Source organism: Halorubrum coriense DSM 10284 (assembly GCF_000337035.1).
Taxonomy (GTDB): domain Archaea; phylum Halobacteriota; class Halobacteria; order Halobacteriales; family Haloferacaceae; genus Halorubrum; species Halorubrum coriense.
Window position 1 is genome coordinate 22,455 of sequence record NZ_AOJL01000061.1, and the last position, 12,113, is coordinate 34,567.

The window sequence follows — 12,113 nt, forward strand, 5'->3', positions numbered from 1 at the left end:
ATGCGAGACGTTTTCGAGGAGGGCGAGACGCTCATCCTCGGTCCCTCGAACGTCGGCAAGACCCGGCTAACGGCGCGAGCCCTCGACCGCTGGGTCAGACAGAATGGGCCGTCGGGTGTTGTTGTCCTAGAGTTTGCACCCGAACTGGAACGGGACGGGACCGTTCTAGGTGGACAGCTGAGCCGGTTCACGTCGGTCCCTGACGGTGCCTTCCACGGAATCGTGGAGGCCGACGCCCCACGAGCCGAGAGCGACGATGAGGACGGCGCACTTGAGCTCGCTCACGGGAATGCCGACCGCGCGTTCCGTGTGCTTGCGGCGGCCCCGGCGGATCCGACGGCGGTTTTTGTCAACGATGCGACTATTGCGCTCCAAGCGAACGCCGACCGCGCGGACGCACTGACCGACTACTGCGACCGCGCGTCGGTCACCGTGTGTAACGCCTTCGAGAGCGACGAACTCGGCAGCGAGGATTCTGTTTCGCAAAACGAGCGGGCGGCACTACACTCACTCCGGGCGTGGGCCGATCGGATCGTCGAACTTTCCTAAGCGGGCCAGTCGTCCTCAGTCGGCCGGCTCCGAGGGGTCGTCGTCGATACGACCGATCTCGCCGGCGAGGCCTTCGAGGTTGAACGCCGAGGTTGAAAGCCGCGCTGTGACCAGTGTCAGCGCGGTTGAGACGCAGAATGCGCCCGCGAAGGAGGTCAGGTACAACGGATCCGCCGCGGGGAGTGCATCGCCGAGGACCGGGACCGCCACGAGCGTGCCGCGGAGATCGGGAAAGTACGCCAGCCCGACAGCCAGCCCGCTGACACTGCTTGTGAGCGCGCCGCGGCCAGTGATCGACTCCGAGTAGAGCCCGTAGACGAGTGGGAACGCGACGGCTGCGCCCAGCAGGTCCGCAAAGAAGAACAGCCGAAGCACGCTCTGGGCCCGGAGGCTGACGTAGACCGCTGCGAGCGCCACAGCGACGGTGAACAGGCGAGAGGCAAGGAGGAGCCATCGATCGTCCGTTGCGGTGAGCCGCCCCAAGTCGACGGCGACGAGGCTCGCCAACGCGTTGAACAGCGTATCGACGGAGCTGATCACAAGCAGCAGCGCGAGCAGCGTCACCCCGAGGACGACCGGTTCCGGGAAGGCCTCCTCAAGGAGCACGAACAGTGCGACATCGGCATTGTAGCCCGCGCTCGTCACGTTGGTAACGATATCCGTGCTGCCGACTGCGACGATGCCAAACAGGGCCGCTAAGAACACGAGCACACCGTTCGCGACGCTCGCCGTCCGGAATCCGCGGCGGACGACGTCGTCGCTCTCGCCGGCGTACACCCGCTGCCACCAGGTCTGGTTGATCAGCTCCGCACCGAGGATGGCGAACGAGAGCGCGAGTCCGAACTGTAGGCCCGGAATGAACCCGGGGTCAAGCAAGGCCGGGTTCGCAGCGGTGACCCCGTCGTAAACAGGGCCAACCCCACCAACAGTTACGAGAACGGCGATGAACGTGGCCACGAGTAGGGGAATCACGAGCAATGCCTGTACCGTGTCTGTGACGATACTCGCCGTGAGGCCGCCGTAGCCTGTGTAGAGGAGCACGACGCCGCCGACCAACACGGCCGTCTGCCACTGTGGGACGCCGGCGACGAGCGAGAGCGCACCCGCAATTCCCGTTAGTTCGGCGGACACAAAGACGAACATGTAGAGTGCAGACACCACAAGGATGAACGCGTACATCGCGGTCCCGTAGCGCGCGTGGGCGTACTCAGTCAACGAGTGACCGTCCGGAATGAGCTTTCTGATTTGCGGCCCGATCCGGGCGTACGCGAGCATCGGAACCGCCTCGCCGACAGCGTAGCCGACGACCGCAGCAATTCCGAAGCTCGCGCCGGCCTCCGGCGCCGAAAAGAGTATCCAGACACCCATTACCGACGCCACTAGCGTCCCCGTCATCCGCCGCTCGCCGATTGAATCGCGAGCAGTGATTAGATCCTCAACCGACCCGACCTGACCGCGGGAGTACCACACCCCAATCGCAGCGCTCCCGGCAAGCACCGCCATGACGAGCCCAAGTGTAGCTGTCGTCGTCACCATTCATTCTCACCCAGATTGTGCCCAATGTCGGCATCGTAGGCCGACTCGAAGAACGCGACCTCCAGTTCGACTGTCCGCCGAAACAGCCGGTCGAGCCGTGCGCGTCGGCGATCGGATGCGGCCGCGCCCTCGCGGTCGAGTTCCTCGCGCAGCCAGTCGACGAACGCGATGAAGCCCTCGTTCGCGTGGAGATCAATCCACTCATCGAGATAGAACGGCTCGGGCGACGCGTCGGCTGTAGTCGCCCACTCTCGGTAGATCCACTCGGCAGGCAAGAGCACCGCAAGCGTCTCGGCATAGCCGCCCTCGCGGGCCGCCCGCTCTAGGACGTCCTGAAACGCACGGGTTGTGGCCGTCGTTTCGGGGGTGACATACGTTTCCTCGGCCACGCCGAGCGCGTCGAACGACCGCTCGAAGTAGTCATTCTCCTCGGCGGTCAGCGTCTCCATGAATGTCACGAGCTGCGACTTCGCGGCCATCGTCGGGGCCTCCCCGACCGCGTGACCGAACGTACCGACGAGCGTCTCGACGAACAAGTAATCCTGGAGGAGGTAGCGGCTGTATACGTCGTCGGCTATCGTCCCCTCGATCAGCTCTTTGATGAACCGGCCCTCGATGGCGGCCGACCACTGCGGCTCCGCGCGGGCCCGAAGCCAGTCAGTGAATCGTGCGCCCTCTACATCCCCCTCCGCCGCCGTGGCGTACGTCTCGAAGTCGACGGGGACATCCGTCCCGTCCGATCTCTGCGTCGTCATAGCGGCCACCTCTCTTCTTTCCAAGCGGCATCCCAAAACAGGTACTCGTACTGGGCTGACGTCCCAAACAGGTCGCGATAGCGATCCCGCTCGGCGTCGCTGGCTTCTGCGGCCACCTCGTTCATGAGGTCTTTACACCACGTTGTGAGTTCGGTGAACTCCTCGCCAGCGTACATTTCTATCCAGGCTGCGTACTGTTCGTGCTCCGGCACCCCACCCGCTGCGAGGCGCGTTCCAGTCTCGTTAAAGCCCCACATACAGGGCAAGAGCGCGGCAACGAGGTCACCAAATGTTCCATGGGAGGCCGTTCGGATGAGAAAGTCTGTGTACCCACGGGTCGTCGGCGAGAGATTGGTCGCCGCCAGCTCATCCTCGTCGATGCCGAACTCGGCGGCATACGATCGATGAAGGTCCATCTCCGTGTTCACAGTCGATTCGAGCAACGTCGCGAACCGGCCCATGCGTTCGAGATCTGGCGCTTTCGCAGCGCCGAGCGCGAACAGCCGGCTGTACTCGACTAGGTAGACGTAATCTTGGCGCACCCAGTGGCGGAACGGCGCTTCCTCAAGAGTACCCTCCCCGAGTCGGCGCACCATCGGGTGATCGAAAATCGCCGACCAGTAGGTGTCAGCCTCCTCACGAAGTTCGTCGGTGAATGTCACATCCGGACGCTAGACGGAGAACCGCAAAAGTGTTATCATCAGGTTGTACAACCCAGTTATATCATACGAGCCCTAGCAGCAGATACGCGACCCGTTGTGTTGACTGCCGCAGGCAGCGACTCGGGCGGCGGCGGCGCCAGCGTGTAGGCAGATCTAAGAACAATTTCACCCCGTCGTCTCGAAGACCGCGACATCCTCAACGGTTAGTCCGTCTTCTGCCGCTCGCGACACCCCCGAGACGAGATCCGTCGCATCGACCGTCTCGTCGATTCCGACCGTTGCCGTTCCGGGACCGAAGTTGAGGAGGACCACGTAGCCCGCATCCCCGTCCTTGCGGCCGAAGGCAACGACATCGTCGGGATTCTCCGTCTCGTACTCGACGTCGACGAGCTCGCCCTCAACCCCGAGTACCGGGTGGTCATCGTGAAGCGCGAGTAGGTCGTCGTAGTGCGACCGGATCTCCTCACGCGCATCACCCCATGCGAGCGGGTCGCGAGTACCTCGCTGTCCCAGCTCTTGACCGCCGTACAACATCGGGATTCCTGGAAGGGTGAACAGCGCGCCGGCGGCGGCCTTCGCAGCGTCGTCGCCGCATTCGACTACGTATCGCGTCTCGTCGTGGTTCTCCAGATACAACATGAATGCGGCGTGATCGGGGAAGCCGGAGCGCGTACGTCCTTCGACCGCGTCGAGAAGTGACTCCGCAGGCTCGTGGCCGGAGCCGACCTGCCGGAGCATGAAGTACAGCGTGGTGTCGAAGTGGATGTCGAACATTCCCTCATGGAAGTCGGCGATGTATGGGATTGTCTCGTCTAGCAACAGAAACTCGGGGTCCTCGGATTTGAGCCGGTCTCTGAGTTCCTTCCAGAACGACTCCGGGACCGCCCACGCCATGTCACAGCGGAAGCCGTCGGCGACCTCAGCCCACGTGTCGGCCGCGTCAAGAAGGTGTCGCCGGACCTCGAGGCTGGTAAAATCGAAGTTGGCGATCAGCTCCCAGTCGAAATACGTGCCCGGTTCGCCCGACTCCTGCCACTCGTAGCGGTCGCGGTACTGCGCGTCGGGATTCTGATAGGCGTCTTGGAACCACTCGTGGTCACGTGCAGAATGGTTCAACACGAGATCAAAGAGCACCGCCATCCCGCGGTCGTGAGCCGCGTCGACAAACGCCTCGTAATCATCACGGGTACCGAGGTCGTCGGCGATAGCGAAGAAGTCGGTGATATTGTACCCGTGGGGCTTGCCGTCGTGTTGGAGCACCGGCGTGAGCCACAGGCAATCGACGCCGAGTTCGTCGAGGTAGTTGAGCCGATTTTCGAGCGCCTCAAAGGTGGTCTCGGCTTCCTCGTCGTCGTCCGCGTAGCCGCGGACGTAGATCTCATAGAGTGTGCTGTCCGTGGCCCACCCGGGCGGCTCGTTGAGTCGGGTGACGCCGAAGTCCGCACCGTCACCGAGCCGATCGACGCTGACCGCGTCAGCGACGCTGTAGCTCGCGCCGACGGCGACCCCGTGGATGCGCACTTGGTCGTCGATCTCGTTGAGTGGAACCCGGAGTTCGCGGTCGTCGACTGGCGCATCCTCACGGGTTACATCATCCCGGTCGTCGAGAAGGAACTCCACGTCGAGATCGACAGCGTCAAGCGACGAGTCTGGGTGTGGCGTCGGCGTCGCCCGGACGACGGCCTCGTCACCTTCGATTTCTGCGTCGAGCCTGACACGCGGGCGTCCATCCTCATCTTCGGTGGGTTCGGCGCGTGCTCCAGATCCGGACCCAGAAGCGAAGCCACTCTCTCCGCCGCTCTTTCGGGCTGAGCCACTCTTGCCGCTATAGCCACTCTTCCCGCTTCTCCCACTGTACCCGCTCTTGCTAGCGGCGCCGGCGGTCTCGGCTCCCTCACCGGTGGGTCTGTGATCGCCTGGGAAGACTCGGATCGTCAGGTCGTAATTCTCGACCGGCGTATCGAGCGTCACCGTGTAGCGACCGGGGACATCCGGGACGAACTCTTCGACGGCCTCACCGCCGACGGTCGCCTCGCTTGCGCTCGGAGCCTCAGTGACCGCCCACCGGTACGTGGCCTCGGTCTCTGGGTCGCGAGGGGCTAGCTGTACCACTTCACCGACGGCAGCGAACTGCGGCGGGCCTGGGTGATCCATCCGTCACGTGTTGACTCGGCAACATTAGTTATAGGTGTTCGGAAATGATAGTAAATAGACATAATTGTTGTCTCTGATTAACACTTGTGTCAAGAGTCATTGCTCACGTCGTTTTCGCGGGTTTCTTGGATATGGTTTCGTTCTTGATATTTGATAATATCTGTGACAACAGGGACAAGTTTCCGGTTTTTTCCGGGGATCGGTGGCGGAAGCCGTCAACCGAGGGTGTGTTAGATCTTCGGCTCTGTTGAAATCCTCAGGAAATGATCCATTCTGACCTGGATGTGGTCAGTACAGGGGACTGAAGAATCACCCAACAGGGTCGCCAGCACGGATCAACCGAACGTTCTCCGGTAGTGCTTTCGACCGGAGACCGGATCGTCTCCGTCGTCGTGGATGATTAGCAATTCGTCTTCAGGCCTCAACTGTGCGGCGACTTCATCACAGGTGCCGGTCCAAGAAACGGTTGGGAGGAGTACGCTTGTCGGCGTGCGTGTCTGTCTGTTCGACATCCTACTCGAAACGTGAGCGCGGATATGGATTGTAGCTTCTTACGGCTTCTCTAACTGAAGCCAGACAGAAAGCCCAGAACGGCATAACCTATATTGACGAAACAAAGAATGGGTCGCTTACGGTGTCCGACGTGCGAGATCCCGAAGCGCTCGCAGACCTACTCGGTGACGAGTGTGTACGCACGATTCTCATCGAGGCCAAGAAGGAGCCCTGCTCGGCCGCAGAGCTCAGCGACTGCGCCGGGGTCTCGGAGCCGACAGTCTATCGGCGACTCGAACGGCTCCGCGAGTATGACCTGGTTGCAGAAGACATCCAGCCAGTCACCGACGGAAAGAATTACAAGCTTTATCGGACAGAACTCGATGGAATTAAACTCGATCTCAGCGAGGACGGATTCGAGATTACGGTCTCACGTCGGGAGTGGATGGCCGACCGCTTCACACGGTTCGTAGAGGGTAGCTGATATGCTCGACATACTCCAGATCGATCTCGACACGCTACGAACCATTCGTCAGGCGAGTGAACTAGTCCCGATGATCCTCGGATTAGCGATTAGTTATCTCGCCTACACGGCATATCAGCAAAACCAAAGCCGTCCGATGTTGTACATCGCGGTCGGTTTCATGCTGGTTTTGTTCGTACAGGCTCCGCTGGCTCTGGTACTGATTTACTTACTGGAACTTCCAACCCCGGTTCTCAACACCATTATTCAGATCCCCGAGTTCATCGGGTTGTGCCTGATTCTCTACGGGCTGTGGATGCCACGCCGTGACTAACACTGTCGGCCTGTCGAACCCACAACCCGGGTAGAGTCATACTGCCAGACACGAGCGTGGTAACGCGACGGCAAAAAAGCGGGTCAGACTGTCTCTGTTCGATGGGAGACAGCAATCGATCAGTGGCCCCGGTCGTACCGTCAGTATTAGTCCTCACTGTCCAAGTCCGGACTCGTCGTCTGTGATGAGCAGTGACATCTGGGTATCACCTTCGACTGCTGGTCCGTGGATTTCGGGTCGTCGTACGCTCCGTGCGAACGAGCGCGTGTGCGAATTCCTATTTAATTGTGCCACACCGGTTAGCTTCAGCGAGTGAAGCCAGGAGAATCCGCCTTTTCAAACGCGTCCATACACCGACGTGTCGATGACCGAAGCAGATTCTGACACCAACTTCGAACGAACCGGATCCCGGTCGACCGATGCCGACCGGCGAACTGATCGCGATGGAATCACAGGACAGGTCGTCTCCGTGCTGTGGAATCGAACCGAGAATCGCCCCCGTGCACTCTGGCGCGTCCTCGGAGTGTACATGGCCGCACTCGTGGGTATTTTTGTACTCCCGGCGCTGGCGCTGGCGGGCACCGAGCTCCCGCCGTCGGTGTCCTCAGTCGTGACCAACCTGATCGCTGCTCTTACTGGACTCCTCGTGGTGGTTGGCGTCGCGAAGTACGTTGACCGGCGACCGTTGACCGACTACGGACTCGCGTTCGCCCCGTCGTGGCTGAAGGACTTCGGCGCTGGCAGCGTCATCTCTCTGGCGGGGATGGCAGTGGCACTCCCCGTGAGTCTGTTCGCCGGGTGGGTGACCATCTCCGAGCTGTTCTCGGGTGGCGCTGGCGCGAACGTGCTGCCGCTCGCCGTCGCGTTCGGAGTGTTCACAATCAATTGGGCGTTTGTGGCCTTCTGGGAAGAGCTGGTCTTTCGGGGCGTCATTCTGACGAGTGCCGTCGAAGGACTCCGGAGTCGATGGCTGTCCGACCGCGGCGCAGTCGTGGCAGGAGTGGTGGCGTCCTCGTTGGTATTCACTATCGGGCACTCCCCGGGCTCAATGGGAGCGTTCGGATTTCGGATGGTGTTGGGGCTCCTCCTCGGCGCCGCGTACGTATGGACCGACTCGCTGGCACTGCCGATCGGACTCCATTTCTTGATCAACTTCGCGATGAACAACATCTACGGCCTGTCGAACGTCCGTGAGGCCCCGGAAATAGCAATGCTGATCCGGCCGGCGTTCACCGGCCCGTCACAGTTCGTACAGGTGTACGGTCTGGTCAATGGCGCAGCGGTACTCTCTGTTGCTGCGCTCACCGTCGGATACGTTATCTTCCGGAACGGCGACCTCAGGTCGCGGCTGTCGTCAACGTATTTGGGAGGTGAGTAATTTACAGATGCTTGGAGGAGGACGCTCAGACCCTCCAGCGGTCAGGATTATCGGGGGTATCGTGGCGTTGGTTGCTGTTGTCGGCTACCTAGTTTTCGGATGGTCGTGGGGGTCGGGTGGCGCTGTTCCCACAGCGATTGGCACGACTGTTGCGGTCTCGATAATCGGCTGGTCATTATACAAAACCGAATCAAAGTGGGCCGAATGAAGTAGTTCCGACCCCGCGCGCCTTGTTCGGATCTGAACAAAGGTAGTTGTTCTGTAGGATTCTAACACATCGAGAGACAGCTTTGGTAAAATCCTTAGTCGCTGATAGTTCGTTGAGGCCGTGATACATACAGAGCGCGAATGCGGCGCAAACCGAGGCCGGTCTGTGGGAGAGTGATTGCTCAGTACAGAATATGTAGGTAACGTCCTGATCGTCTATCTTTAATCAGCGAGAGAATCCCGCCGTTTACGGCGGGCGTGAATCGCGCCAAAACACGACGGTACCCACGAGCGACAGCACTCTGAATACCCCACGCCTACGAATCTTTAAGATACGAGAAAACGTACCAAATATTGGATGCGAGTTGACATCGCCATCGAACGTGGAAGCGACCTCCACGAACGAGTCAAAGAATACTCTCGTGAGAACGGCTTGCGAATGGACTTCGCCTACGCCGAACTCGTCGAACAAGGACTCGGCGCTGACAAATGAGTGAAGAGTGTAAGACGCTCGAAGCGTATCTTGCCCCACCCACTCAGCACAAGCAACGCAAGCTCCACAGCGAACACGAGCGATACGAATCGCTCCTCCACGAGAGTTTTGAAACCCAGTGTAACACTATGAGTGCCGTCAACGAAGTCGTCAGCGATGAAGACCTCAACTGGCACTCGAAAAACGCACTCAAAAAATACGTCCCCAACCTCTTAGACGAGGATACGTACAACGCGAAACAACTCGCAGACACTCATCCAATCCGCTACGCGAACACCGCCGCTGTCTTTGATCTTAACGAAGACCGCCACCACCAAATCTGCTGGGAAGTCCCGCTCCCCGGTCGCGGGACGAACTTCTGGATACCGCTCCAGTTGAACCCAGAGCAAGAAGACTGGTGGCACGCACTGCTTGACGACGAAGACGACAGTGTGTGGGCGGGACAACTCCGCTTACAACGTGAGGGTAGTCGATGAGTGTTACACGTCGCGGCGAACTACGAAGTTGAACCAAACCATTCGTGTTCGTGTGAGAGCGACAACGTGACACCAATCGGATTCGACGTGGGTGAATCCAAGCTCTTGGTGGGCTGTGCCCTCCGAGACGACACGCCCGTCGACCCGTTATTCGTGGATGGTGGTCGCGTCCGAGACCTCCGACAAAAACAAGCATCCGCTGAAGACCGCTTGAAACCACGCTACGCGTCGAAGCTTCTCGACGACCTCGTGTGGGGGCGGTGGCAAGACGCCATCGAAGACGAAATAGAGAAAGCCTCACATAGAGCCGTCAAATACACAACCCAGTTCGAGAAGCCGGTCATCGTCCTCGAATTCCTCGAAGGTATCACAGACGAGGACATCGGGAAATACTGGAATCGACGCCTCGGCAAGTGGTTATTCTCTCGATTACAGTCGAGAATCGAGGACAAGGCAGCGGAGCGCGGGATTCCTGTAGAATACGTGTACCCGCACTACACGTCGAAGACGTGCTACACCTGTCAGCACCTCGGATACAGGCCGCATCAGGGTACGTTCAAGTGTACGAATGAAGCGTGTTGGGTGTCGGAGTATCAAGCGGATTTGAACGCGGCTGCGAATATAGCCAATCGGCTGAATCCGTGGGGAGAGAGCTTGCCTGTGAAATGGGTGGGCAATGACTCGCTTCGGAGTGGGGGCCAGTGGCAGGCCCACGAAGACACGTCACTGAGTGAGGGACTCTCGTCTGAGAAGCGGGCTCTTGATGACAAGGTTTCGTCTAGCTCACCAGCGGTGAGAGCGGGGGCGGAGCCAGAGACCAGTGACGCGAACACGTCTTGAAACCTCAATCCAGCAGGTTGCTGGTATTCCACGTGGTGTGGATGCCCTGGCGTTTACGCCGGGCGAGGATGTCACGTAGTCAATCATTGTCAGGAACGGCGTGCTGAATACAGGGCGCGAATGTGGCGCTCCGCGGTACAGTATCAGGAATGACGGGCTGTGGTCGGCAAGCAGGTAATCGTCGATAGATTTCGGTTCGTTGTCTGGAACGACATGGATTCTGACTGAACCGTCTGAGGCGGATAACTGCTCGGCGTATTCTTCACCCCCAGTTCTCGATCGGAATTTGGGCGTGTGGCTGTGGGCTTCGACGGCATCTCGTAACTCACTGTTCACTTCAACCGCCCCTCATTTCACTTCGATAGCAAACCCTTCACTAGTAAACGATCTTCAAATTGGTTGAAACCTCAGTCGCTTCTTTATTATCTCAGTATTGTTATCCAAACTTGCCACAAGTTTTATTTAATCTCACTCGTGGTTCTACTACAGATATCGCCTGATAACATTACTCACACAGACCGTCGTGCGTTTCTCACCATCGCTGGGGCCGGCGGGATCGCGGGCCTCTCCGGCTGCGTCGGATTGGGAGGGAGAGCGGTGATGGAGGCGATGGAGGGGCCGGTGACGGAGACGGTATCGACGGTGGAACGGAAGAGTCAGACACTCCTGAGGCAATCACGTTCGGACAGCCCGCGTCGCTCAGCGGTCAGTGGGACTTCCTCCAACCCGGTATCTCACAGGCAACCGACGCTGCTGTCAACCATATCAACGAGTAGGCTGATAAGACCGGTCGTGAGCGATCACCCGCGGCCTTTCAGCCATCGCGAAGCAGATATGACACAGCCCGTCCAGTCGCGTGTATCAACACCGCTACCGATTGTGCGATGGCGGCCACGATCACGATGAACGGGAGCGCCGTCGGGATTTCACCGCGCACGGCAACCAGCACGAGCGCCGCCGCGAGTCCACAGATGAACACTCCGGCAGCGATCATCTCCGTTGTTCGAATACCGTCGACCGCTAGCGTACGTGCGTCGCCGTCCCCGGTGAACGGCACTCTGTGATTAGTCGCCTCTAGATATCCATGTACGAGCAGTAGGACGGCTAAACAGAGCAGCAGAGCAGTACAGATGACAGCAATGATGGCTCCCCCAGCGAGTATCGATCCTTCTCCTCCAAGTGCGACGAAGGTTCCAAAGACCAGAAACGGCAGTGCGATCGTTCCGACGACGATCGCCGTCACCGCAATCCCGGCTTCGACGTAGAGTCCGTTCCGTAAAAGCCAGACGTAGCCCCGACTTAATTTGGTGCCCGGTTCTGACACGGCCCTCGCGCTATTCGTTCCTGAGCCAGGTCCGTTCGCTGGAGAGTCATCCGTCATACTGAGCGATCACTCGTGTATCCTATACCTCCTGCTCTGTGTCTCAGACGTAGAAACACTGCGGAGTGTGACTGACCACGTCTTCGATACTACCGATCCCGCCTGGATATCTGATCCACTTGAGGCGCTGTTACAACGGGCGGACGACTGTCATCGGGATCCGAGCCGGGCGAGACGAAAGAGACATACGGCCTTGCCAGGTTGTTAATCAATCGGCACCGGTATGCGGCGGTCTAACTCACCCTCGAGCGTGTCGACGCGACCCACTGATGTTGGGAGGATCTTTACCACAGATCGTCGAATAAATTACCACTATTGATACTTTGGAAGCAAGATTTACGTGTCCTCTATTTCCAAATTTCAGCTAATGGACTACTACGTACAGAAGGTAAT

The 12,113-nt window shown here is 59.3% G+C and carries 12 protein-coding genes; 7 read left to right on the forward strand and 5 right to left on the reverse strand.

All coding sequences use genetic code 11. The features are described 5' to 3' along the window. Entirely contained in the window at nt 1–549 is a 549-nt protein-coding gene (locus C464_RS15670) for a hypothetical protein (RefSeq protein WP_006114743.1), read from the forward strand. A 15-nt stretch (nt 550–564) separates the two neighbouring features. On the opposite strand, the gene C464_RS15675 is transcribed toward C464_RS15670, so the two are convergent. The 4 genes from C464_RS15675 to malA all read right to left on the reverse strand — a co-directional run bounded on the left by C464_RS15675 (nt 565) and on the right by malA (nt 5,656). After that, nucleotides 565–2,085 carry a sodium:solute symporter family transporter gene (locus C464_RS15675; protein ID WP_049911261.1) on the reverse strand — a complete coding sequence of 507 codons (1,521 nt, stop codon included), beginning with the start codon at nt 2,083–2,085 and terminating at the stop codon, nt 565–567. Further along, nucleotides 2,079–2,840, reverse strand: a complete 762-nt coding sequence (locus C464_RS15680; protein WP_006114745.1) for a TenA family protein — start codon at nt 2,838–2,840, stop codon at nt 2,079–2,081. The genes C464_RS15675 and C464_RS15680 overlap by 7 nt, the downstream gene beginning before the upstream one ends. Further along, nucleotides 2,837–3,502 carry a thiaminase II gene (gene tenA, locus C464_RS15685; RefSeq protein WP_006114746.1) on the reverse strand — a complete coding sequence of 222 codons (666 nt, stop codon included), beginning with the start codon at nt 3,500–3,502 and terminating at the stop codon, nt 2,837–2,839. The genes C464_RS15680 and tenA overlap by 4 nt, the downstream gene beginning before the upstream one ends. A 165-nt stretch (nt 3,503–3,667) precedes the next feature. Further along, nucleotides 3,668–5,656: an alpha-amylase MalA gene (gene malA / locus C464_RS15690; protein ID WP_049911263.1), complete on the reverse strand. Its 1,989-nt coding sequence runs from the start codon at nt 5,654–5,656 to the stop codon at nt 3,668–3,670. Nucleotides 5,657–6,290: 634 nt separating this feature from the next. On the opposite strand from malA, the gene C464_RS15695 reads away from it, so the two are divergent. The 6 genes from C464_RS15695 to C464_RS19445 all read left to right on the forward strand — a co-directional run bounded on the left by C464_RS15695 (nt 6,291) and on the right by C464_RS19445 (nt 10,339). Beyond that, nucleotides 6,291–6,632: an ArsR/SmtB family transcription factor gene (locus C464_RS15695; RefSeq protein WP_204365999.1), complete on the forward strand. Its 342-nt coding sequence runs from the start codon at nt 6,291–6,293 to the stop codon at nt 6,630–6,632. A 1-nt stretch (nt 6,633) separates the two neighbouring features. Beyond that, nucleotides 6,634–6,945 (forward strand): DUF7521 family protein, encoded by a 312-nt coding sequence (locus C464_RS15700; RefSeq protein ID WP_006114750.1) that lies wholly within the window; start codon nt 6,634–6,636, stop codon nt 6,943–6,945. Nucleotides 6,946–7,309: 364 nt separating this feature from the next. Further along, the gene (locus C464_RS15705) at nt 7,310–8,323 is read left to right on the forward strand and encodes a CPBP family intramembrane glutamic endopeptidase (protein ID WP_239640242.1); all 1,014 of its coding nucleotides are present in this window, start codon (nt 7,310–7,312) and stop codon (nt 8,321–8,323) included. 565 nt (nt 8,324–8,888) lie between these two features. Then, entirely contained in the window at nt 8,889–9,023 is a 135-nt protein-coding gene (locus C464_RS19890; protein WP_275039725.1) for a hypothetical protein, read from the forward strand. Next, nucleotides 9,020–9,499 carry a hypothetical protein gene (locus tag C464_RS19440; protein ID WP_204366000.1) on the forward strand — a complete coding sequence of 160 codons (480 nt, stop codon included), beginning with the start codon at nt 9,020–9,022 and terminating at the stop codon, nt 9,497–9,499. The genes C464_RS19890 and C464_RS19440 overlap by 4 nt, the downstream gene beginning before the upstream one ends. Before the next feature lie 87 nt (nt 9,500–9,586). Beyond that, nucleotides 9,587–10,339, forward strand: a complete 753-nt coding sequence (locus C464_RS19445) for an IS200/IS605 family accessory protein TnpB-related protein (RefSeq protein ID WP_204366001.1) — start codon at nt 9,587–9,589, stop codon at nt 10,337–10,339. 814 nt (nt 10,340–11,153) lie between these two features. Here the strand turns inward: C464_RS19445 and C464_RS15715 are convergent. Beyond that, nucleotides 11,154–11,582, reverse strand: a complete 429-nt coding sequence (locus C464_RS15715) for a hypothetical protein (protein WP_049911266.1) — start codon at nt 11,580–11,582, stop codon at nt 11,154–11,156. Nucleotides 11,583–12,113 lie beyond the last annotated feature (531 nt).